Genomic DNA, 21613 nt, shown 5'->3' on the forward strand with positions numbered 1-21613 from the left:
TCTCGCTGACCTCGGAGTCGGCAGCCTGACCCTACGGGTGCTAGTCACGTCAGGGGGCTGGATGCCCGATCGCGCGACTCTCAGGCGGGCAGCATGACCCAGATCGATTCGACCGCCTCCGGGCGCGACGCGCGGGGTTCCGCGCACTTCACGACCGCACAGACAGTGGCGATGGCCGTGCTCCTCGCCGCCAACTTCACTCTCGCCGTCGACTTCTCCATCCTCACCGTCGCTCTGCCGCCGATCGGCAGAGAACTGGGATTCGACGATGCCGCGCTGCAGTGGATCGTCACGGTGTTCGCCGTGTGCGCTGCGTCGTTCACGCTGTTCTTCGGGCGAGTCGCCGACCTCTTCGGTCGGAAGCGTCTGTTCCTCGCGGGGATCGTCCTGCTCGGTGTCGCGTCGCTCGCGGGCGGGCTCGCAGCCACGCCAGGGATGCTGCTGGCGGCGCGAGCCGGACAGGGCATCGCCACTGCCATGGTCACGCCCGCGGCCTTGGCGTTGATGACCACGATGTTCCCGGAGGGTCCGGCGCGTTCACGAGCGCTCGGTCTGAACGGCGCCCTGATGGCCGCAGGATTCACGACCGGAGCGGTGCTCGGAGGCGTGCTGACGGGATCCGTCTCCTGGCGTTGGGCGTTTCTTCTCAACGTCGCCGTCGCGGTCGCGGCCTTCGTCGTGGGGGTCGCCGTGCTGCGCGAACCGTCTCGGGTCCGGCGGCCGCGGCTCGATCTGGTGGGCGCAGTCACTGTCACCGCGGCACTGGTCGCACTCGTGCTCGGCATCGATTCCGCCGGGCGTCAGGGCTGGGCACACCCCGGAACCTGGGGCGCGCTCGTGATCTCAGCCGTGTTCATCGCGGCGTTCGTGCGGACCGAGCAGCGCACCGCGCAGCCCCTCGTCGATCTGGCGATGTTGCGTCGGCGGAGCGTCGCCTGGGGCAATCTCGCGGGTCTTCTCGCGTTCGCCACCGAGACCTCGCTCGTGTTCCTCCTCACCCTCTATCTGCAGGACATCCTCGGCTTCTCGCCCCTCGCGGCCGGGCTGATGCTCGGTCTGCTCGGGCTGGGCACGGTGCTCGGGGGTCTGCTCGCGCCACGGGTCATCGGCAGGATCGGCGCTCGCACCGCGATCGTCCTCGCGATGACCGCGCAGGCGCTCGTGACGCTGCCGCTGGCGTTCCTCTCGTCCGACAGCGCCTGGGTGGCGCCGCTGCTGGGGCTCACCTTCGTCGGCGGCGTGGCCAATCTCGTCGCGATCGTCGGCTACGTCGTCACCGCCACCGGCGAGGTTCCCGCTGACCAGCAGGGGCTCGCGACCGGACTGGTCACGATGAGTCAGCAGGTCGGCATCGCTCTGGGCACTCCTGTGATGGCGGCCGTGGTCTCCGTCTTCACGGGGGCCGGGCTCCTGCGCGGAGTGCAGTCGGCGATCGCGCTCAATGCAGCGATCGCTCTGACGACGGCGATCGTGACCTCGATCGCCCTCAGGGAGCCGCGACGACGCTGACTCGAGACCGTCGCGAGAGTCGCATCTGCGTCGTCATGCGTCGTATTGCTGCCAATCAGGAGCCCGCGGCCGCGGACTGCTCTGCGCCCCTTCGAGCCGGGCATAGTGTTGTGCGGTGACCCTGACGACCCCCACCGCCCGCGCGACCCAGACGGCGGGAGTCGCGTACGCAGGCGGGGCATACCTGCTGTGGGGCGTGCTCCCGCTGTACTTCCTCCTGCTCGCACCGACCGGTCCGTGGGAGGTCGTCGCCTGGCGCGTGCTGCTGTCGTTCGTCTTCTGCGCGCTCCTGCTCACCGTCACTCGCGGGTGGTCGGCGCTCGCGGCGATCGTGCGCCAGCCGAAGCTGCTCGGGTGGACCGCGCTGGCCGGGGTGCTGATCTACGTCAACTGGCAGGTGTTCCTCATCGGCACGCTGACCGGACACGTGGTCGAGACCAGCCTCGGCTACTTCATCAATCCGATCGCCACGGTCCTTCTCGGCGTCTTCGTGCTCAAGGAGCGCATCCGCAGGCTCCAGTGGGTGGCCATCGGCATCGCGGCCATCGCTGTGGTCGTGATCGTGGTCTTCTACAGCTCGTTCCCATGGATCGCGCTGTCGCTCACGGCATCGTTCGGAGTCTACGGACTGATCAAGAAGAAGATCGGCCCGGCGGTGGACGCGATCAGCGGACTCACGCTCGAGTCGTTCTGGTTGATCCCGATCGCGGTGGTGCAGCTGATCCTCGTGGCGACGACGCCCGCTGGCATCACCATGGGACAGTACGGCGTCTGGCATGCGGTGCTGCTCGCATTCGCCGGGGTCGCGACCGCCGTTCCCCTGCTGCTCTTCGCGGCGGGCACGAGGCGGATCAACCTGACCGTGATCGGGATGATCCAGTTCGTGACTCCCGTGATGCAGTTCATCATCGGCGCGGCGGTGCTGGGAGAACCGATGCCGCTCGAGCGCTGGCTGGGCTTCGTGATCGTCTGGATCGCGATCGCCGTGTTCGTCGTCGACCTGCTCCTCGCCGCTCGCCGCGGGCGCCGGACGGGGCATCCCGACACGGTCTGAGTCCGGGAGCAGCCCCCGTGACACTCGGTGCCGGATCGTTAACGCACCGAAACATCGGCGACCCCAAATCGACCAATTCCGGTCCTAGGGTTAGAGCACCCGAGCGTGGTCAGTAGATCCACGTTCAGCAACGCAAGGGAGCATCATGAACTCACTGAAGGGCTCGCGCAAGGCGAGGATCTTCGCAGGGCTCGCGCTGGCCAGCGCGGCCGCCGTCGTCATCGCGGGCTGCAGCAGCACGCCGACCGAGGAGCCGTCGGAAGGCGGTGGATCGTCGTCCTCCGAGGACCTCACCCTCAAGCTCGGCTCGCTGCTTCCGCAGACCGGATCGCTGTCGTTCCTCGGCCCGCCCATGGAATCGGGCGTCGGCCTGGCCGTCTCCGAGGTCAACGAGGCCGCAGCCGGAATCACCATCGATCTCACCGCTGAGGACGAGGGCGACACCGACACCAAGGCCTACGAGACCTCGATCACGAAGCTCGAGGGCGCCGATGTCTCCGCGATCGTCGGCGCGGCAGCGTCGGGAGTCTCGCGTCTGATCCTCGACGGCAACGTCAGCGCGGGGATCCTGCAGATCTCGGCCTCGAACACGGGCCCGGACTTCACGGACTGGGACGACAACGGCCTCTACTTCCGCACGGCTCCCAGCGACCTGCTGCAGGGTGAGGTGCTCGGCAACCTGATCGCCGAGGACGGCGCCAAGACGCTCGGTGTGATCTACCAGAACGACGCCTACGGCACCGGTCTGTTCGAGAACATCAAGTCGACGTTCGAAGGCGCCGGCGGCGAGGTCGTCGCAGACGCGTCGTACAACGTCGGTGACGGACAGTTCGATGCTCAGGTCGCGACCATCACGGCCGCCAACCCCGACGCCGTCGCCATCGTCTCGTTCGATCAGTTCAAGACGATCGCACCGCTGCTGTCGAACGCCGGCGTCTCGCCCGAGAAGTGGTACCTCGTCGACGGAAACCTGTCGGACTACGGCTCCTCGCCCGACACGAACTTCCCGTTCTCGCTCGAGGGCGCGCAGGGCACCAAGCCCGGCCCCGCACTCGAAGACGACTTCACCGAGCGTCTCCAGACCTTCTGGACCGGCGAGGGCAACTCCGAGGTCAACGACTTCACGTACGCCGCAGAGGCATACGACGCTGTCGTGCTCGTGGCGCTCGCGTCGCTTGCGGCGGGCTCCACCGAGGGCACGGAGATCGCAGCCAAGATGCAGGAGGTCTCGGGAGGCAGCGGAGACGGTGAGAAGTGCACCAGCTTCGCCGACTGCGCCAAGATCATCAACGACGGCGGAACGGCCGACTACGACGGCTACTCCGGCGAGGTCACGTTCGACGAGAACGGCGACCCGCAGGGCGCCTCGATCGGCACCTACGTCTACGGCGCGGACAACCTGATCACCCGCACCAACTGATCACCTGATCGCAGCACGAAGGCCCCGGATGCATCATCCGGGGCCTTCGTCATGCGACGCGCAGGCGTCGCGTCCGACGCACCGGCGGGCAGGGAAGAGGGGCGGATGCATATCGCATCCGCCCCTCTCCCATACGCTCTCAGGCGGCTTCGGTGCCCAGGGTTCCCAGGTAGAGGCCGATGACCTTGGGGTCGTTCAGCAGATCGCGTCCGGTGCCCTCGTACGCGTCCCTGCCCTGATCGAGCACGTAGCCCCGATCGCAGATCTGCAGGCAGCGTCGGGCGTTCTGCTCGACCATGATCGTGGTCACACCGGCCTTGTTGATGTCGGAGACGCGGATGAACGCGTCGTCCTGGCGCACCGGGCTGAGACCCGCCGACGGCTCGTCGAGCAGCAGCACCGACGGGTCCATCATGAGCGCCCGTGACATGGCGACCATCTGCCGCTCGCCACCCGAGAGGGATCCTGCCCGCTGCTTGAGGCGCTTGCCGAGCTCGGCGAAGATCTCGGTGACGAACTCGAGCCGCTCGGCGTAGATCTTGGGGTTCTGGTAGAGCCCCATCTGCAGGTTCTCCTCGATGGAGAGCGAGGGGAAGACGTTGTTCGTCTGCGGCACGAATGCGACGCCGCGCTTGACGAGCTTGTCCGCCTTGAGCCCGACGATGCTCTCGCCGTTGAGCGTGATGTCGCCGTCTCGCACGTTCACGAGGCCGAACATCGCCTTCAGCAGTGTCGACTTGCCCGCGCCGTTCGGACCGATGATCCCGATCAGCTCGCCCTTGCGGGCGATCAGGTTGGCGCCGTTGAGGATGTTCACGCCCGGCAGATAGCCGGCGTGCACGCCCTTCATCTCGACGACGACGTGGTCGTTCTTCACAGAAGCGTCATCGGTCATGCGCGTCCCTCCTCGGTGTCTTCAGCGGCGAGCTCGGCCTCGGCCTCTGCCTCGATCTGTTCGCGCAGCCGGACGGCCGCGGTGTCGGCGAGCACGGGGATGCGCCCGGTCACGGCTCCGAGGTCCACATCCTGATGAGCGCCCAGATAGGCGTCGATCACGGCGGGATCCTCCATGACCTGGTCGGGCGGTCCCTCGGCGACGACGCGCCCCTCGGCCATCACGACCACCCAGTCGGCGATGTGGCGGACCATGTGCATGTCGTGCTCGACGAACAGCACGGTCATGCCCTGTTCCTTCAGGTCGAGGATGTGGTCGAGCAGCGACTGCGTCAGAGCCGGGTTCACGCCGGCCATCGGCTCGTCGAGCATCACCAGGGTCGGGTCGCTCATCAGAGCGCGCGCCATCTCGAGCAGCTTGCGCTGTCCGCCCGAGAGCGCCGCGGCGAAGTCCTTCTCCTTGGCATCGAGTTTGAAGCGGGCGAGCAGCTCGCGCGCCTTCACCTCGATCTCCTGGTCCTGCGAGCGCCAGAGGAAGGGGAAGAGGCTCGACCAGAACCCCTCGCCGCGCTGGCCGGGGGCGCCGAGCTTCATGTTCTCGAGCACCGTGAGCAGCGACAGCGACTTCGTCAGCTGGAACGTGCGCACCTGGCCCATGCGTGCGACCTTGAAAGAGGGCACGCCCGAGAGGTTGGTTCCGTCGAACGACCACGAGCCGCTGTTGGGCTTGTCGAATCCGCAGAGCAGGTTGAACAGCGTCGTCTTGCCGGCCCCGTTCGGGCCGATCAGCGCCGTGATCGCACCGCGGGGGATCTCGAGGTGCTCCACGTCGACAGCGGTCAGACCGCCGAAGCGTCGCTGCACCGCGTCGACCACGAGGATCGGGTCGACCTTGCCCACGCCCGGGGCCGCGGGGCCGGTGGTGAGACCGGTGGTCTTGGGACGCCGGATGCTTCCGGTGGCGGGCGCCTGTGCGGCACCCGCGTCGGGGTTCAGTTCATTTGACAAAGGTCATCTCCCTCTTGTCTCCGAGAATCCCCTGGGGGCGGAAGATCACGAGCAGCATCAGGGCCACACCGACGAAGACGAACACGAGTGTGGACGCCTGGCTGTCGGACATCGGGAGGATCCCCGACTTCGCCAGCGCGGGAAGCAGATTCGCCAGGAAGGCGAAGACCACCCAGAAGAGCACTGCACCGAGAGTGGGACCGAACACGGTCGCCGCTCCGCCGAGCAGGAGGATGGTCCACAGGAAGAACGTGAGCGAGGTCGTGTAGCTGCCGGGGACCACGGCGGAGGGAAGCACGAAGATGATGCCGCCCGCCGCGCCGATGATACCGCCGACGACCAGGGCCTGCAGTTTGTACGCGAACACGTTCTTGCCGAGCGAGCGCACCGCATCCTCGTCTTCGCGGATGCCCTTGAGTACACGACCCCAGGGGCTGCGCATCAGCGACCACACGAGCAGGATCGCGATCGCGAGGACGATGAGTCCGAACACGCGGTTCCACAGGTCGTTGGCGGTGAAGGTCCACGGGCCGAAGCCGTAGGTGCCGTCGGGGAAGGGGTTGGCGTCGCGGAACCCGCCGTTGAACTGCGCGAGTCCGTCGGCGGAGTTCGTGTACTCGTCGAAGACCTGCGTCGTGAAGAGCAGACGCACGATCTCGCCCGCGGCGATCGTCGCGATGGCGAGGTAGTCGGCGCGCAGCCGCAGGGTCGGGATGCCGAGGATGATCGCGAACACCGCGCCGCCGATCAGTCCGATCAGCATGCCGATCCACCAGGGGAGCCCGAACGTGAGCACCGAGATCGCGTAGCCGTAGCCGCCGATGGCCATGAACGCGGCCATGCCGAAGTTGAGCAGGCCCGCGTAGCCGAAGTGCACTGCCAGACCCGTGGCCGCGAGCGCATACGCGATCGTGACGGGGCTGAGCAGGTAGACCGCGGTGTTGGAGAAGATGCTTCCGAAGTCCATCGTCAGCCCAACCTTTCCTTGCGTCCGAGCAGACCCTGCGGCCTCACCAGGAGGATCACGATGAGGATGACCAGCGCACTCGCGTACTTCAGGTCGGAGGGGATCCACAGCGTCGAGATCTCGACCGCGATCCCGACGATCAGCGAGCCGACGAGGGCTCCGAACGCGGTGCCGAGTCCGCCGAGGGTGATCGCGGCGAAGATCAGGAGCAGCATCTGCACGCCCATGTCCCATTTCACACCCGGGCGGAAGTACGCCCAGAGGATGCCGGAGATGGCGGCGAGCGAACCGGCCAGGATCCACACGATGCGGATCACCCGGTCGACGTCGATGCCCGATGCCGCGGCGAGCTGCGGGTTGTCGGAGATCGCTCTGGTCGCCTTGCCGATGCGGGTGCGCGTGAGGAACCAGGCGACCCCGACGATGACGACGATGCTGACGCCCATGCCGATCATGTCGATGTACGAGAGCGACACGGGACCGAACTGGATCGGAGTCGGGCTCGCGCCGGGGAGCTGGCGGGTGCCGCCGCCGATGAAGTACTGGAAGACGTACCGCAGGGCCAGCGAGAGGCCGATGCTCACGATCATGAGCTGCACGATCCCGAGTCCGCGTCGTCGCAGGGGACGCCAGAGACCGGCGTCCATGGCCCAGCCCAGGAGGCCACCGCCGATCACGGCGGCGACGATGCCGAGCCAGAGGGGCAGCTGCCAGAACGATGTCACGACGAGAGCCACGAGCCCGCCCCACGTCACCATCTCGGCATGGGCGAAGTTCGACAGGCGGGTCGTGCCGTAGATCAGCGCTGCGCCCATCGAGGCGAGCGCGAGCAGCAGGCCGAAGTTCAGGCCGCCCACCAGTCGTGACAGCAGCTGGTCGACGAACGAGACCGTGATGCGCTCGCCCTCTCCGAGGAAGAGGTTCATGATCTTGGTGCCGGTGAGTCCGAACTCGACCTCGAACGATGCGGTCGTGCCCGAGATCGGCTGCGTGCCCTCGGGGAGCTGAGCCGCATCGACGATGACACCGTCGGGGAGGGTGTCTTCATCGACCGTCAGCGTGTACGTCTCCTTCTCAGGCACGTACAGGCGCCACTTGCCCTCGGCATCCGTCTCGGTCTCGCCCTCGAAGCCGTTGCCCTCGATAGCCATGACCACACCTTCGACGGGGTCGTCATCGAAAGTGATGACACCGGCGAAGTAGAACTCGGTGATCTCCTGCCCGTCATCCGTCTCTTCGGCGGCGGCCGATGCGGGAGGCTGCAGCCACAGGAAAGCGATGGCGAGAAGCGACGCCAGCAGGATCGTGACCCACCGCATTCCGCTTCGATTCGCCGAGATCGTCGGACGCACAGAACCTCCAGCCCAGTACAGGGGCCATGACGGAGTTGTGCATCGGCCCTGATGTACGACGGTATGAGCGTAATGTGTCGGCTCTGTTTCGACCAAGGCACGATCTGCGCACGGTGAGAACGATCCCATCACGAAGTTGCGCGATCGCTGTCGGTCGCGGAGCGATGCAGCTCGTGGACGGCGACGCGCGCGGGGAATTTCTCCGGCGCCACGGCACTTAGAATTGGTACACCCTCACCCCAGATCGCGCCCCGCAGGAGGACAATCCATGGACCAGCACGACCCCTTCGGCTTCGTCGGACTCACGTACGACGATGTGCTGCTCCTGCCGGGGCACACCGACGTCATCCCGAGCGAGGCCGACACCTCATCGCGGATCACTCGCCGGATCTCGGTCGCCACTCCGCTGCTCTCCAGCGCCATGGACACCGTCACCGAATCCCGCATGGCCATCGCCATGGCGCGTGAGGGCGGCATCGGCATCCTGCACCGCAACCTGTCGATCGCGGATCAGGCGGCTCACGTCGACCGCGTCAAGCGCAGCGAGTCGGGCATGATCACCGACCCGATCACCACGAACCCCGATGCCACCGTCGAAGAGGTCGACGCGCTGTGCGCGAAGTACCGCATCTCGGGCCTGCCGGTCGTAGATCCCGACGGTCGCCTCGTGGGAATCATCACGAACCGCGACATGCGCTTCGTCTCGGGCTTCGAGCGTCAGACCACCTTTGTGAAAGACGTCATGACCTCGGAAGGACTCGTCACCGCGCCCGTGGGCGTCGCGGCGGGCGAGGTGATCGCACTCTTCGCGAAGCACCGCGTCGAGAAGCTCCCGCTCATCGATGACGACGGCAAGCTCGCAGGCCTCATCACCATCAAGGACTTCGACAAGAGCGAGAAGTACCCCCTCGCCACGAAGGACGACCAGGGTCGCCTGCGCGTCGGAGCGGCCATCGGATTCTTCGGAGACGCGTGGGAGCGTGCCGAGGCACTGCGGGATGCGGGCGTCGACGTGCTCGTGGTCGACACCGCGAATGGGCAGTCCCAGGGCGTCATCGACCTGGTCAAGAGGATCAAGGCCGACGAGAGCTTCGCGCACGTCGACGTGATCGGCGGCAACGTCGCGACGCGCGAGGGTGCTCAGGCGCTCGTCGACGCCGGCGTCGACGCCGTCAAGGTCGGTGTCGGACCCGGATCGATCTGCACCACGCGCGTCGTCGCCGGCGTGGGCGTGCCGCAGGTGACCGCGGTCTACGAAGCCTCGCTCGCGGCTGCGCCCGCCGGCATCCCGGTGATCGCCGACGGCGGTCTGCAGTACTCGGGCGACATCGCCAAGGCGCTCGTGGCCGGTGCTGACGCTGTCATGCTGGGGTCGCTGCTCGCCGGCACCGACGAGTCGCCGGGCGAGATCGTGTTCCAGTCCGGCAAGCAGTTCAAGCAGTACCGCGGCATGGGATCGCTCGGTGCCATGCAGACCCGCGGCAAGCAGACCTCGTACTCGAAGGACCGCTACTTCCAGGCGGATGTGCCGAGCGACGACAAGCTCATCCCCGAGGGCATCGAGGGGCAGGTCCCGTACCGCGGACCCGTGTCGGCCGTGGCGTATCAGCTGGTCGGCGGGCTGCGTCAGTCGATGTTCTACGTCGGTGCGCGCACGATCGAGGAGCTCAAGCAGCGCGGCAGGTTCGTGCGCATCACCGCGGCGGGACTCAAGGAGTCGCACCCGCACGACGTGCAGATCGTGGTCGAGGCGCCGAACTACAAGCGCTGATTCGGAAGAGACGAAGGACCGGATGCGAAAGCATCCGGTCCTTCGTCATGCTGCGCCCTCGCCACGTGTGTTGATATGCCAGTATTTAGTGACACCCGCTCGACTTCCCCTCGAGCTCCCGGCGCGAAGGGCGCAGAGAGACACTCCGGACATTGACCGGTAGGGGACTTCCCCATTGAGAGCTGCCGATATGCCCCAGGATGCTCCCCGCGTCCTTGTCGTCGACGACGACCCCGACGTCGCCCTGCTCGTCAAGACCGTGCTCGAGAGGCGGGCGGGCTGCGAGGTCGTGGTCGCCCACGATGGAGAGTCCGCCGTCGCGCGGCTCGAGACCTTCACGCCGGACGTGGTCGTCACGGACATCGAGATGCCCGGACTCGACGGGCTGGAACTGCTCGCGCAGCTGCGTCGAAACGACCCGCTCCTGCCCGTGGTCGTCATGACCGCGCACGTCTCGGTCGAATACGCCGTCTCGGCCCTGCGCGCGCAGGCGGACGAATTCCTCACGAAGCCGCTCGACAACATGAAGCTCGTCGAGGCCGTCACGCGCCTCGTGACGGAGGGCCGCGCGCGCCGTGAGGCCAACCGCACGAAGGAGGTCGTGCTCGCGATCGGCGCACACCCCGACGATGTCGAGATCGGAGTCGGCGGACTCCTCGCAGCGCACGCCCAGGCCGGCGACTCGATCACGATCCTGACCCTGTCGCGTGGTGCGCGCGGGGGAGACGCCGACAGTCGGCAGCACGAATCCCTCGCCTCGGCCGAGATGCTCGGCGCGCGACTGTTCGTCAAAGACCTCATCGACACCGAGATCTCGGGCGGCGGCGCCACGGTGCGGCTGATCGAAGAGGTCGTGCAGGAGGTGCAGCCGACCATCGTCTACACCCACTCGTCGAACGACCGACACCAGGACCACCGCGCCGTGAGCGAAGCCACGATCGCTGCGACCAGACGGGTCGGCACTGTCGCCTGCTATCAGAGCCCCTCGGCGACGATCGACTTCCGCCCGACGCGTTTCGTGCGCATCGACCAGTACATCGCCCAGAAGCTGCGACTGCTCGAATGCTTCGGCTCGCAGACCGCGACCAGGGACTATCTCGACCCCGACTTCGTGACCGCCACGGCCCGATACTGGTCGCGCTTCGGAGGAGGAGCGGCTGTCGAGCCGCTCGAGGTCGTCCGCGAGACCGCCGAGTTCATCGGCGCCCACGAACTCACTCGACGGGAGAGCTGATGAGCGCACGTGTACTGGTGACCGGCGCTGGAGGACCCGCCGGGGTGGCCGTCATCCGCTCGCTTCTCCGCCGCTCCGATCTCGAGGTCTTCGCCGCCGACATGGACGGCTGGGCGAGCGGCATCTACCTCGTGCCGCCGACCCACCGGCGGCTCGTGCCGCCCGGTCGCGACGACGACTTCGTGCCCGCGATCGCCCGCATGGTGGCCGACGATCGGCTCGACCTCGTGATCTCGACGGTCGACGTCGAGCTCGCGGCCCTCGCCGGACGACGCGAGGAGCTGGCGCCGGCCGTGCTCGCGGCTCCGTCGCAGGACACGCTGTCGGTCGCGCTCGACAAGCTGCTGCTCGCCGAGCGCTGCGAGGCGACCGGTCTCACGCCGCGCACCGTGCTCGCCGGCCCCGACGCGCTCGCGGTCGACTGGGAGTTCCCCGTCTTCGCCAAGCCGCGCCAGGGTGCGGGCAGCCGCGGGGTGCGACTCGTTCCCGACCGTGCGGCACTCGAGGCGCTGCCGGATGACGAGGGGCTCATCGTCCAGGACTACCTGCCCGGCGAGGAGTACTCGGTCGACGTGATCGCGGATGCGGACGGCGCAGTCATCGCCGCGGTGCCTCGCACACGCGCCAGGGTCGACTCCGGTGTCGCGATCGCCGGGCGCACCGTGCACGATCCGGAACTCGAGCACACCGCCTCGGCGATCGCGCAGGCGATCGGTCTGGTCGGCGTCGCGAACGTGCAGCTCCGTCGTGACCGTGCGGGCCGCGCGGTACTGCTCGAGGTGAATCCCCGCTTCCCCGGAGCGCTCCCGCTCACGATCGCGGCGGGTGTCGACATCCCGTCGCTCGTCGCGGACCTCTTCCTGGGGCGTGACATCCCACGCAGCATCCCCTTCCGCGAGATCGCTTCGGTGCGGTTCCTCGAGGACATCATCGTCGAGATTCCCGAGATCCTCGTCTCCGCGCATGCCGGGCATCAGGAGGATTCGTGATCGATGCGCTGCGCGGAGACCACCACGTCCATTCGACGTTCTCCGACGACGCCGTCTCGACCATGGCGGAGAACGTGGCCGTCGCATCGGCGATCGGACTCACGACTCTCCGCCTCGTCGACCACGTACGCCGATCGACGACCTGGGTTCCGGAGTACCTGACCGCGGTGCAGGCACTGCACGTCCCTGACGGCCTCACCGTCCTGACCGGCGTCGAGGCGAAGATCCTCGACGCCTCCGGCGCGCTCGACATCCCCGATCTGCCGTCCGGTATCGACCGCATCCTGATCGCCGACCACCAGTTCCCCGGCGCCGACGGCCCGCTGAGCCCGAGCACGGTCCGTGAGCGGATCGCGAGCGGCTGGAGTGCCGACGGCGTTCTCGACCAGCTGATCTCGGCGCTGATCTCGGCGATGCGTCGCCATCCGGGGAACCAGCTCGCGCACTGCTTCTCGATCCTCCCGAAGATCGGTCTCGCCGAAGACGACCTCGGCTCCGAGCGGGTGGCCGCGTGGGCGCAGAGCGCAGCCGAGACCGACACTCTGGTCGAGGTGAACGAGAAGTGGGCATGCCCGGGACCCGCGCTCCTCGGCGCCCTGCACCGTGCGGGTGCCGAGATCGTGGCGTCCACCGACAGTCATGTCGCGTCCGAGGTCGGACGCTACGCGCGCGTCACTGAGCTCCTGTCCCAGCGGGAGGTGCGCTGATGCCCGATCTGAACGTGTTCGAGACGGTCGTCGTCGTCATCCTGCTGCTGTGCGTGCTCGTCGGAACGCTCCCGGTGATCAACACCGGTCTGCAGTTCGTCGTCTTGCCGTTGCACGCCTTCCGGAACCACTACGGCAAGGCCGCGCCCCATCATCCGCGTGTGGCCGTGTTGATCCCCGCCTGGAACGAGGGACTCGTGCTCGGACAGGCCATCGAACGCCTGACGCAGCTCGAGTACCCCGCTGACCGGCTGAGGATCTTCGTGATCGACGACGCGTCGACCGACGACACACCGGCAGTGGTGGCCGCGAAGGCGGCGGCGTATCCGGGGCGGGTCGTTCATCTGCGCCGGGACAAGGGCGGCGAGGGCAAGGCCCACACCCTCAACCACGGCCTCGAGACGGTGCTCGCCGACGACTGGACCGAAGCGGTGCTCATCATGGACGCCGATGTGATCTTCGCGCGCGACTCCCTGCGCAAGATGAGCCGTCACCTGGCCGACGAGAAGGTCGGGGCCGTCACGGCGTACATCGCCGAGGGCAGCCGCGACCGCAACTACCTCACGCGATTCATCGCCATCGAGTACGTGATCGGTCAGCTCTCCGCCCGTCGCGTGCAGAACGTGGGCGGCGCCATCGCGTGTCTGGCGGGCGGCGCCCAACTGCACTCGCGAGCGAACCTCGAGGCGATCGGCGGAAGGATCCCGACCGGAACCCTCGCCGAAGACACGATGACCACGTTCGAGGGTCAGCTGGCGGGACGACGCATGGTCTTCGAGCCTCATGCCGTCGTGCTCGCCGAGGAGCCGCGCACGATCGACAGCCTCTGGAAGCAGCGCTTGCGCTGGGCGCGAGGCAACGTGCAGCTGACATCGATCTATCGAACGCTCTGGTTCCGCCCCAGCCTCGAGCACAACCTCGGCAGCTTCGGCTTCGGACTCGCGTGGTTCACGATCCTGCTCCTGCCGGCGTTCATGCTCCTCGCGGCAGCAGGCATGCTCGCTCTGCTGGTCCTGCACAGCGACATCGCCGACTTCGTGTTCCGCTTCATGTGGATCTCGGCCGCCTGCATCTATCTCTTCTCCATCCTGTACTCCGTGCAGCTCGATCCGCGCATCGGTCGGCAATCCTGGCGCGAGGCGCTGATGTTCCCCGGTCTCGGGGCTCTCATCCTGATGGCGATCGCCCTCTTCCCGTGGTTGTTCGAGAGCGGCCTGCGCGAGCTCGGCTTCGCGGTGACCGATCAGACGCGGATCGTCTGGGCGGTGATCTTCTACCTGTGGGGGCCGATCTCGATGCTCGGGATCTGGCTCGCGCGCGCCGTCGAGCCGTTGCCGGGTGGCCGCTTCTTCGCGGGGCTCCTGCTCTACGTGTGCGGATACGGATCGCTCCTGTGCGCGATCACCGTGGATTCCTACATCAAAGAGTGGCGCCATGCCGACGCCGCCTGGATCAAGACCGAGAAGATCGGACGTGTCGACTCATGACCGATGCACCGTCACCAGACCCCGAGCAGGATGAGATCGCCGTGGACCGTCGGCGGGAGAGGCTCCTGATCCCGCAGGCGCTCCTCTCTCTCGCGATCGTCGTCGCGATCGTCGTCGTGCGAGAGCTGTTGCTGCGATGACCGGACGGCCGCTGGCTCTGGTGATCGAGGACAGTGCGGACCAGCGGGACCTCCTGCAGCGGCATCTGAGTCGAGAGGGCTTCGATGTCTTCGCCGCGGCGGACGCGGAATCCGCGATCGCGGCCTTCGACACCATCACACCGGCCGTCGCCGTCATCGACCTGCTGCTGCCCGGGATCACCGGCACCGAGTGCGTGCGACGGATCAGGACCCGCTTCCCGCAGTGCTTCCTCATCGTGAGTTCGGTGCTCGACGAGGTCGACTACCCGGATGCCGACGCTGCGCTGCCGAAGCCGATCGTGGGCGCCGCGCTCCGCGAACTCCTCCGGGCCGTGCCGCGATGAGCGCCACGAGCGTCCACGAGACGGTGGAGCGCGGGTGGCGTCGATACTTCGACGATCCGACCCCGCTGATGAAGCAGGGGCCGACGGCGATCGCGGTCGGCATCGCAGGCATGCTCATGTGGTTGGTGCCCGGCGTGTCGGTCACGAACGTGGGCGTGGCGTTGTCCGGCATCATCGCGGTCGGTGCGGTGACGGTGCTGGCGGCCGTGCTCGCTGCGCGCGGCGTGTACGACGGGTGGCTGGTGATGCTGGTGCCGATGGTCAGCATCCTCGGAATCGGCGCGTTGCGCGCCGGCACCGGGGGACCGAGCTCACTGTTCTCGTCACTCGTGCTGCTGCCCGTGATCTGGATCGCGGCGGCTCCCGGGCGGCGTCAGGTCGTCATCGTCGGAATCCTCACGTCGGTGGCGCTGCTGATGCCCAACGTCATGGACCCGCCGGAGGACCCGGCCGCGTGGTTGCGCGGCATCGTCGGACCCCTAGTGTTCGCGACGGTGGGTGCCATCATCAACGAGTTGTCGCGGCTCCAGCGACTGCGCACCTCGCAGGCCGAGGCGCTCGTGGCGGCGCGGACCTCCGCTCTCGCAGAGAACGAGACCATGCTGCTCCAGCTCCGCTACAGCGAGGCGCAGTTCCGCTCCCTGTCGGAGTCGTTCCTCAGCCTGTGGAACTCCATCACCGGACAGGCGGTGATCGCCACCGATGGCGACGGCATCATCACCGCATGGAACCCCGGTGCGGTTCGTCTGCTGGGGATGTCGGTCGACGACGCGCTCGACGATGTCCGGGTCGATCGATTCTTCGAGTCGGCGGTGCTCGCGCAGTTCGCTCCGGGTGCGGATCACGCGCCGGGACGACTGCACCCCGGTCTTCGCACGCTGTTCGACGAGGCCGATGCCGGCCTGCCGGTCGATTCCGACATCGAGGTCACGACGGTCGCGGGCTCGCGGGTCCCCGCTCGTGTGACGGTCTCGCCGTATCAGGATGCGGAGGGCTCGCGGCAGGGCTACCTGCTCGTGCTCACCGACGAGACACGGGCCGTCGAGGTCGTGCGCATGAAGGACGAGTTCGTGGGGATGATCTCGCACGAACTGCGAACGCCCCTGAGCGCGATCATCGGGTTCCTCGATCTTCTGCAGAATGATCCCTCGCAGCCGCTCACGGACGAACAGCAGGAGTTCGTCGGCATCATCGAGCGCAATGCCCAGCGGTTGCTGACCCTCGTCGGCGACCTTCTGTTCACGGCTCAGGTCGAGTCGGGCAGATTCCCGCTCGAGCGCCGCGACGCCGACATCGCGGAGCTGGTGCGCAATGCCGTCGCATCGTCCGGCCCGCATGCGCAGCGCGGCGGGATCGAGCTGATCGCGGAGGCGCCGACCTCGCCGGTGCGCATGTCGATCGACCCGGGGCGCATGGGGCAGGCGATCGACAACCTCCTGTCGAATGCGATCAAGTTCACACCGGCCGGGGGTCGAGTCACCGCGAGCGTGCGTGCGGTCGATGCGGGCGTCGAGGTCGCGATCCGCGACACCGGTGTCGGAATCCCCGAAGACGAGCAGGGGATGCTGTTCACCCGCTTCTTCCGTGCGTCGACGGCGACCCGCAACGCCGTGCCCGGCGTCGGACTCGGGCTCACGATCACCAGGGCGATCGTGCTCGCGCACGGCGGCACGATGGATGTCACGAGCAAGGAGGGCGTCGGCACCGAGTTCCGGATGCTGCTGCCGATGGCTCCGCGCACAGAGGCCATCCAGGTCATCGGCCGCCGGTGATCGACCCCCGCGCCGGTTGCTGATAGCCTGGTCGGCTCGCCATGCGGGCGGAAGGACGGCCACGCACGGTGGGATACATAGATGTGGCAGGAGTCTCGCTGACCCTGCCTGACGGCAGACCGCTGCTGGACGAGACGACGTTCCGCGTCGGCTCGGGGTCGACGAGTGCGCTCATCGGACCCAACGGCGCAGGCAAGACCACGCTGTTGCGGATCATCCGCGGAGATCAGACGCCGGATGCCGGCGTGGTGACGATCGACGGCGGGCTCGGCGTCATGGACCAGTTCGTCGGTCACGGTGAAGCCGGACAGACAGTGCACGAGCTGCTCGTGCGGGTCGCTCCGCGACGCATCCGCGAGGCTGCGGAGGCACTCGAGGCGGCGGAGGACGCGCTGATCGAGCGAGACGAGCACGATACGCAGATGGCGTACGCGACGGCGATCGCGGAGTACGCGGACGCGGGTGGATACGAGCACGAGACCGTCTGGGATCAGTGCACCGTGGCGGCGCTGGGCGTGCCGTACGAGCGGGCGCGGTTCCGAGAGCTCACGACGCTCTCGGGGGGCGAGCAGAAGCGCCTCGCGCTCGAGGCGCTGCTGCGCGGCCCCGACGAGGTGCTTCTGCTCGACGAGCCCGACAACTACCTCGATGTGCCCACCAAGCGGTGGCTCGAGGAGCAACTCCGGCAGACCGCGAAGACGGTGCTGCTGGTGTCGCACGACCGCGAGCTGCTCGCCCGCGCCGTGGACCGGCTGATCACACTCGAGCCCGGAGGGGCGGGGGCTTCGGCGTGGGTGCACGGCGGCGGGTTCGCGACCTATCATCAGGCGCGAAGCGATCGGATGGACCGGCTCGACGAGCTGCGCCGGCGGTGGGACGAGCAGCACGAGAAGCTGCGGATCCTCGTCGCGACTCTCAAGGTCAAGGCATCGGCCAACGACGGTTTCGCCTCGCGATACCAGGCGGCGCAGACGCGACTGCGCAGGTTCGAGGAGGCAGGTCCTCCCGAGGAGCGCCCTCCCGCTCAGGACTTCGACATGAGGTTGCGGGGGTCACGCACCGGCAAGCGCGCGGTGGTCGCGGATCGGCTGGAGCTCACCGGTCTGATGCACGCGTTCGACGCCGAGGTCTGGTTCGGGGATCGGGTCGCGGTGTTGGGCTCGAACGGCTCGGGAAAGTCGCATTTTCTGAGGCTGCTCGCCCGCGGTGGCAGCGATCCGGATCCCGCACTCGGCCATGTGACGTCGACGGGGGAGCAGCTCGCAGAGGTTCCGCACGGCGGGCGGGCGACCCTCGGGGCGCGCGTCGTGCCGGGCCTGTTCGCGCAGACGCATGCGCATCCGGAGTTCGTCGGCCGAACCCTGCTCGAGATCCTTCACCGGGGCGATGAACGACGCGCCGGCATGCCCAGAGATGCCGCGAGCTCGGCGCTCGACCGTTACGGACTCGTCCGCCAGGCGCAGCAGACCTTCGAATCGCTGTCGGGCGGCCAGCAGGCGCGTTTCCAGGTGCTGCTGCTCGAGCTCTCGGGTGCGACACTCCTGCTGCTCGACGAGCCGACCGACAACCTCGACATCGAGTCGGCTGAGGCGCTGGAAGCGGCTCTCGAACGCTTCGAGGGCACTGTGCTCGCTGTCACGCACGACCGATGGTTCGCTCGCTCTTTCGACCGGTTCCTGGTGTTCGGCTCGGACGGGGAGGTGTACGAGGCGGGCGCTCCGGTGTGGGATGAGCGAAGGGTCGCGCGAGCGCGCTGAACCGCGTCAGCGCAGGCGGAACGGTTCAGCCGCTCGCGCCGCGGGGTCCAGCGCGAGGTCGGCGAGCAGCGCGCCCACCCCGGGCGCGAACTTGAATCCGTGTCCTGAGAAGCCGGCGCCGACGACGAGTCGACCGCGTCTGTCGAGCACGAAGGCGCCGTCATCGGTCGAGGTGTATGTGCAGCTGATCGGCGTCGCCGAGAAGGGGTCGAGACCGGGCATCCATTCGCGCACGTACTCGGCCAGGGCCTCGGCATGCGTGGTGCGGTGCGGTCGAGCGTCGGGGTCGACGACATCACCGACCCCGTGGAATCCGACCTTGATCCCCTCGCCGGGAGTCGGCATCCCGTAGACGGTCGCGGGAAAACGAGTCGTGTCGACGTAGTGGTTGAACGACGGCCAGGTCTTCCCGCTCACGGGCAGGAAGTGGGCGGGCGTCTCCTCTGTGACCACGAGGCGCGGAAGACGGATGTCGGAGAGCAGCCTCTCCGACCAGGCGCCCACAGTCACGACGGCGACGTCGGCGCGCACCCGGCTGTCGTCGAGATACAGGTCGACTCCGTCGTGGGTCTGCTCGATGCGGGTCACAGGCGTGCGCCAGCGGACCTCGCCGCCGGCGCTCGCGATCCGCCGCTCCAGCTCCTCGAGAGCTGCCGCGGCCCGCACCACGCCCGCATCGCGGGAGAACAGCACGGGATCGCCGAACCGCATGCCCGACCACCGCGCTGCGGCATCGTCGGGGGAGAGCAGCGTGGCGTCGATCCCGCGTTCCCCGAGCCGGCGCTCGATGGCGTGAAGGTCCACATCGCCATGGGTCACGAGTCCGTGCAGGCGAAGCAGAGGCTCGCCGTCGGCGCGCGCCAGGGCATCCCACCCCTCCCGCGCGCGCACGAGCAGATCGAGGTAGTGGTCTTCCGCGTAGGCGTTGTTGAAGTTGCGGGTGGCCCCATGCGAGGCGCCTTCGTGGTGTCCGCGGCCGTGTCGCTCGAACACGACGGGAGTGAGCCCTCGCCGCGTGAGCTCCCACGCCGTCGCGAGTCCCATCACGCCACCGCCGACCACGGCCACTTCCACGGCTTCCACCGACATACTGCCTCCCGAGCTCTCACCCAGTCTCGCAGCCGTCGGAACCGTGGCGTGCGCCCGGTAGTCTGGAGTGGTGACCATGGAGATCGAGCTCGGCCGAGGCAAGCGCGCGCGACGCGCGTACACGTTCGACGACATCGCGGTGGTGCCGTCCCGGCGCACGCGAAACCCGGAGGACGTGTCGACCGCATGGACGATCGACGCCTTCGGCTTCGGCATCCCGGTGCTCGGCGCCCCGATGGACTCGGTCGTGAGCCCGCGGACCGCCATCATGCTCGGAGAGCTCGGCGGCCTCGGTGTGCTCGACCTCGAGGGCCTCTGGACGCGCTACGACGACCCCGAGCCCCTGCTGGCCGAGATCGCGGGTCTCGACGAGGGGCGGGCGACCGCTCGCATGCAGCAGCTCTACGCGGAGCCCATCAAGGCCGAGCTGATCACGCAGCGCATCGCAGAGATCCGCGAGGCCGGCGTGACCGTCGCCGGATCGCTGACGCCGCAGCGTACGCAGGAGTTCTACGACACCGTCGCCGCCGCGGGCGTCGACCTGTTCGTGATCCGGGGCACCACGGTGTCGGCCGAGCATGTCTCGAGCGTCGACGAGCCGCTGAACCTCAAGAAGTTCATCTACGACCTCGACGTCCCCGTGATCGTCGGCGGCGCCGCGACCTACACCGCAGCCCTGCATCTGATGCGCACGGGGGCGGCCGGAGTCCTCGTCGGATTCGGCGGAGGCGCAGCGTCCACGACGCGCGCGACCCTCGGCATCCACGCGCCCATGGCGACGGCCGTCTCCGACGTCGCCGCCGCTCGTCGTGACTATCTCGACGAGTCCGGCGGGCGCTACGTGCACGTGATCGCCGACGGCGGCGTGGGCACGTCGGGCGACATCGTCAAGGCGCTCGCGATGGGTGCCGACGCCGTCATGCTCGGCGTCGCTCTGGCCCGCGCCACGGATGCTCCCGGTCGGGGATTCCACTGGGGTCCTGAGGCTCATCACCCGAAGCTCCCTCGCGGTCGGCGCGTCGAGGTGGGCGGCATCGGCACCCTCGAGGAGATCCTCTACGGCCCGGCCCCCGTCGTCGACGGCACGGCGAACCTGATCGGGGCGCTTCGCAAGTCGATGGCGACCACCGGATACTCCGACCTCAAGGAGTTCCAGCGGGTCGAGGTCGTCCTGGCGCCCTACGAGGCCTGAGGCACTGCTCGACACCGTGACATCACCAAGCCTGTTCCCCCCGACCCTTCGTGAGGTCATGCTGCGGGGTCGCTGGATCGGGATGCTCGTGCTGTGCCTCGTGGTCGCGGGCGTCTTCGCCTGGCTCGGCCAGTGGCAGCTCGAGCGCGCGATCGACACCGATCCGCCGCCGGCGGGGGTGACCGAGCAGGTGCGTCCGCTCACCGACGTGCTGCAGCCGGGGGAGTACCTCGCCGAGCCCCTGGTGGGCCAGAAGGTCGAGACCTCCGGCACCTGGGTCCCGGAGGACTTCCTCGTGGTGTCGAGTCGCTTCAATGACGACGTCGAGGGCTACTGGGTCACGGGGCAGCTGCGGGTCGCCGACCGCACCTCGATCGCGGTGGCACTCGGATGGACGGCCGACCGTGCCGTCGCGGATGCGGCGGTCGATGAGCTCGCAGCTGAGGCGGAGGACGGGACCGAGGTCGAGGTCACCGGACGCATCATCTCGGACGAGGGGCCTTCCCTGCCTCCCGCCGATGATCCGCTGCGGATGGACCGCATGTCGACCGCTGCGCTGCTCAGCTTCTGGCACGACACCGAACAGCTCGATGTCTACCGCCCGTTCCTCGCCGCCGACACCGCAGCCGCCGGGCTGGTCGACATCTCGTCGCCGGCGCCCGAGGAGATGTCGCCGGTGAACTGGCTGAACATCTTCTATGCGGCGGAGTGGGCGATCTTCGCCGGTTTCGCGTTCTATCTCTGGTACCGGCTCGCGAAGGACGCCTGGGAGCGTGAGGTCGAGGAGTTCGAGGACGCGGCTTCGGGCTCGGCAGCCGTCTGATCCGCGCGCATCCGCGCATGAGGATTCGCGCATGCGAGCGTTCTCCGGCGCCGCTTTCTACCTTTGTCAGGGGCGGTTCCGGACGTTCGGTGAGGGCTTGGTTA

19 protein-coding genes are annotated in these 21613 nt (G+C 68.0%); 14 read left to right on the plus strand and 5 right to left on the minus strand.

What is annotated here, in order from left to right; genetic code table 11:
• Positions 1-93 precede the first annotated feature (93 nt).
• The 3 genes from AC3WS6_RS06620 (at position 94) to AC3WS6_RS06630 (ending at position 3983) form a co-directional block, all read left to right on the plus strand.
• Complete coding sequence (locus tag AC3WS6_RS06620; protein ID WP_492500256.1) at positions 94-1509, plus strand: MFS transporter; 1416 nt, start codon at positions 94-96, stop codon at positions 1507-1509.
• 121 nt (positions 1510-1630) lie between these two features.
• On the plus strand, positions 1631-2563 hold the full coding sequence (gene rarD, locus AC3WS6_RS06625) for an EamA family transporter RarD (protein WP_492501456.1): 933 nt from the start codon (positions 1631-1633) through the stop codon (positions 2561-2563).
• A gap of 145 nt (positions 2564-2708) precedes the next feature.
• Positions 2709-3983 carry an ABC transporter substrate-binding protein gene (locus tag AC3WS6_RS06630; protein WP_492500257.1) on the plus strand — a complete coding sequence of 425 codons (1275 nt, stop codon included), beginning with the start codon at positions 2709-2711 and terminating at the stop codon, positions 3981-3983.
• Between the two features lie 139 nt (positions 3984-4122).
• On the opposite strand, the gene AC3WS6_RS06635 is transcribed toward AC3WS6_RS06630, so the two are convergent.
• From AC3WS6_RS06635 to AC3WS6_RS06650, 4 genes are read right to left on the minus strand one after another with little or no spacing between them, the layout of a single operon-like run.
• On the minus strand, positions 4123-4878 hold the full coding sequence (locus AC3WS6_RS06635; RefSeq protein ID WP_492500259.1) for an ABC transporter ATP-binding protein: 756 nt from the start codon (positions 4876-4878) through the stop codon (positions 4123-4125).
• Positions 4875-5828, minus strand: a complete 954-nt coding sequence (locus AC3WS6_RS06640; protein WP_492501457.1) for an ABC transporter ATP-binding protein — start codon at positions 5826-5828, stop codon at positions 4875-4877. Before AC3WS6_RS06640 ends, AC3WS6_RS06635 begins: the two co-directional genes overlap by 4 nt.
• Positions 5829-5874: 46 nt before the next feature.
• Positions 5875-6852: a branched-chain amino acid ABC transporter permease gene (locus AC3WS6_RS06645; RefSeq protein WP_492500260.1), complete on the minus strand. Its 978-nt coding sequence runs from the start codon at positions 6850-6852 to the stop codon at positions 5875-5877.
• A 2-nt stretch (positions 6853-6854) separates the two neighbouring features.
• Complete coding sequence (locus tag AC3WS6_RS06650) at positions 6855-8171, minus strand: branched-chain amino acid ABC transporter permease (protein WP_492500261.1); 1317 nt, start codon at positions 8169-8171, stop codon at positions 6855-6857.
• Positions 8172-8472: 301 nt separating this feature from the next.
• On the opposite strand from AC3WS6_RS06650, the gene guaB reads away from it, so the two are divergent.
• The 9 genes from guaB to AC3WS6_RS06695 all read left to right on the plus strand — a co-directional run bounded on the left by guaB (position 8473) and on the right by AC3WS6_RS06695 (position 18405).
• A complete protein-coding gene (gene guaB, locus AC3WS6_RS06655) occupies positions 8473-9975 on the plus strand; it encodes an IMP dehydrogenase (RefSeq protein WP_201469079.1) in 1503 nt (500 codons plus the stop codon).
• Between the two features lie 190 nt (positions 9976-10165).
• The gene (locus tag AC3WS6_RS06660) at positions 10166-11209 is read left to right on the plus strand and encodes a PIG-L deacetylase family protein (protein WP_492500262.1); all 1044 of its coding nucleotides are present in this window, start codon (positions 10166-10168) and stop codon (positions 11207-11209) included.
• Positions 11209-12198: an ATP-grasp domain-containing protein gene (locus AC3WS6_RS06665; RefSeq protein ID WP_492500263.1), complete on the plus strand. Its 990-nt coding sequence runs from the start codon at positions 11209-11211 to the stop codon at positions 12196-12198. Before AC3WS6_RS06660 ends, AC3WS6_RS06665 begins: the two co-directional genes overlap by 1 nt.
• On the plus strand, positions 12195-12905 hold the full coding sequence (locus AC3WS6_RS06670; RefSeq protein ID WP_492500264.1) for a PHP domain-containing protein: 711 nt from the start codon (positions 12195-12197) through the stop codon (positions 12903-12905). The genes AC3WS6_RS06665 and AC3WS6_RS06670 overlap by 4 nt, the downstream gene beginning before the upstream one ends.
• Positions 12905-14392, plus strand: coding sequence for a glycosyltransferase family 2 protein (locus AC3WS6_RS06675; RefSeq protein WP_492500265.1), 1488 nt, complete (start codon positions 12905-12907; stop codon positions 14390-14392). Before AC3WS6_RS06670 ends, AC3WS6_RS06675 begins: the two co-directional genes overlap by 1 nt.
• Positions 14389-14532 (plus strand): hypothetical protein, encoded by a 144-nt coding sequence (locus tag AC3WS6_RS06680; RefSeq protein ID WP_492500266.1) that lies wholly within the window; start codon positions 14389-14391, stop codon positions 14530-14532. The genes AC3WS6_RS06675 and AC3WS6_RS06680 overlap by 4 nt, the downstream gene beginning before the upstream one ends.
• Complete coding sequence (locus AC3WS6_RS06685) at positions 14529-14876, plus strand: response regulator (protein ID WP_492500267.1); 348 nt, start codon at positions 14529-14531, stop codon at positions 14874-14876. The genes AC3WS6_RS06680 and AC3WS6_RS06685 overlap by 4 nt, the downstream gene beginning before the upstream one ends.
• Positions 14873-16648, plus strand: coding sequence for a sensor histidine kinase (locus AC3WS6_RS06690; protein ID WP_492500268.1), 1776 nt, complete (start codon positions 14873-14875; stop codon positions 16646-16648). Before AC3WS6_RS06685 ends, AC3WS6_RS06690 begins: the two co-directional genes overlap by 4 nt.
• Positions 16649-16716: 68 nt before the next feature.
• Positions 16717-18405, plus strand: a complete 1689-nt coding sequence (locus AC3WS6_RS06695; protein WP_492500269.1) for an ABC-F family ATP-binding cassette domain-containing protein — start codon at positions 16717-16719, stop codon at positions 18403-18405.
• A 6-nt stretch (positions 18406-18411) separates the two neighbouring features.
• On the opposite strand, the gene AC3WS6_RS06700 is transcribed toward AC3WS6_RS06695, so the two are convergent.
• Entirely contained in the window at positions 18412-19494 is a 1083-nt protein-coding gene (locus tag AC3WS6_RS06700) for an FAD-dependent oxidoreductase (protein ID WP_492500270.1), read from the minus strand.
• A 76-nt stretch (positions 19495-19570) separates the two neighbouring features.
• Here AC3WS6_RS06700 and AC3WS6_RS06705 point away from each other — a divergent pair, with 76 nt between their 5' ends.
• Both AC3WS6_RS06705 and AC3WS6_RS06710 read left to right on the plus strand, forming a co-directional pair.
• Complete coding sequence (locus AC3WS6_RS06705) at positions 19571-20686, plus strand: GuaB3 family IMP dehydrogenase-related protein (protein ID WP_492501458.1); 1116 nt, start codon at positions 19571-19573, stop codon at positions 20684-20686.
• Between the two features lie 58 nt (positions 20687-20744).
• Positions 20745-21509, plus strand: a complete 765-nt coding sequence (locus AC3WS6_RS06710; RefSeq protein ID WP_492501459.1) for an SURF1 family protein — start codon at positions 20745-20747, stop codon at positions 21507-21509.
• Positions 21510-21613: the final 104 nt, after the last annotated feature.

This window comes from Microbacterium sp. EB106-03-03-XG65, from assembly GCF_058791955.1.

Bases quoted from the DNA above. Each gene is read 5' to 3' on its own strand.
- guaB (WP_201469079.1), top strand. From the start codon at position 8,473: ATGGACCAGCACGACCCCTTCGGCTTCGTCGGACTCACGTACGACGAT.
- AC3WS6_RS06645 (WP_492500260.1), bottom strand. From the start codon at position 6,852: ATGGACTTCGGAAGCATCTTCTCCAACACCGCGGTCTACCTGCTCAGC.
- AC3WS6_RS06660 (WP_492500262.1), top strand. From the start codon at position 10,166: ATGCCCCAGGATGCTCCCCGCGTCCTTGTCGTCGACGACGACCCCGAC.
- AC3WS6_RS06685 (WP_492500267.1), top strand. From the start codon at position 14,529: ATGACCGGACGGCCGCTGGCTCTGGTGATCGAGGACAGTGCGGACCAG.
- AC3WS6_RS06705 (WP_492501458.1), top strand. From the start codon at position 19,571: ATGGAGATCGAGCTCGGCCGAGGCAAGCGCGCGCGACGCGCGTACACG.
- AC3WS6_RS06675 (WP_492500265.1), top strand. From the start codon at position 12,905: ATGCCCGATCTGAACGTGTTCGAGACGGTCGTCGTCGTCATCCTGCTG.
- AC3WS6_RS06630 (WP_492500257.1), top strand. From the start codon at position 2,709: ATGAACTCACTGAAGGGCTCGCGCAAGGCGAGGATCTTCGCAGGGCTC.
- AC3WS6_RS06635 (WP_492500259.1), bottom strand. From the start codon at position 4,878: ATGACCGATGACGCTTCTGTGAAGAACGACCACGTCGTCGTCGAGATG.
- AC3WS6_RS06650 (WP_492500261.1), bottom strand. From the start codon at position 8,171: ATGCGGTGGGTCACGATCCTGCTGGCGTCGCTTCTCGCCATCGCTTTC.
- AC3WS6_RS06700 (WP_492500270.1), bottom strand. From the start codon at position 19,494: ATGTCGGTGGAAGCCGTGGAAGTGGCCGTGGTCGGCGGTGGCGTGATG.
- AC3WS6_RS06665 (WP_492500263.1), top strand. From the start codon at position 11,209: ATGAGCGCACGTGTACTGGTGACCGGCGCTGGAGGACCCGCCGGGGTG.
- AC3WS6_RS06620 (WP_492500256.1), top strand. From the start codon at position 94: ATGACCCAGATCGATTCGACCGCCTCCGGGCGCGACGCGCGGGGTTCC.
- AC3WS6_RS06680 (WP_492500266.1), top strand. From the start codon at position 14,389: ATGACCGATGCACCGTCACCAGACCCCGAGCAGGATGAGATCGCCGTG.
- AC3WS6_RS06690 (WP_492500268.1), top strand. From the start codon at position 14,873: ATGAGCGCCACGAGCGTCCACGAGACGGTGGAGCGCGGGTGGCGTCGA.
- AC3WS6_RS06710 (WP_492501459.1), top strand. From the start codon at position 20,745: ATGCTGCGGGGTCGCTGGATCGGGATGCTCGTGCTGTGCCTCGTGGTC.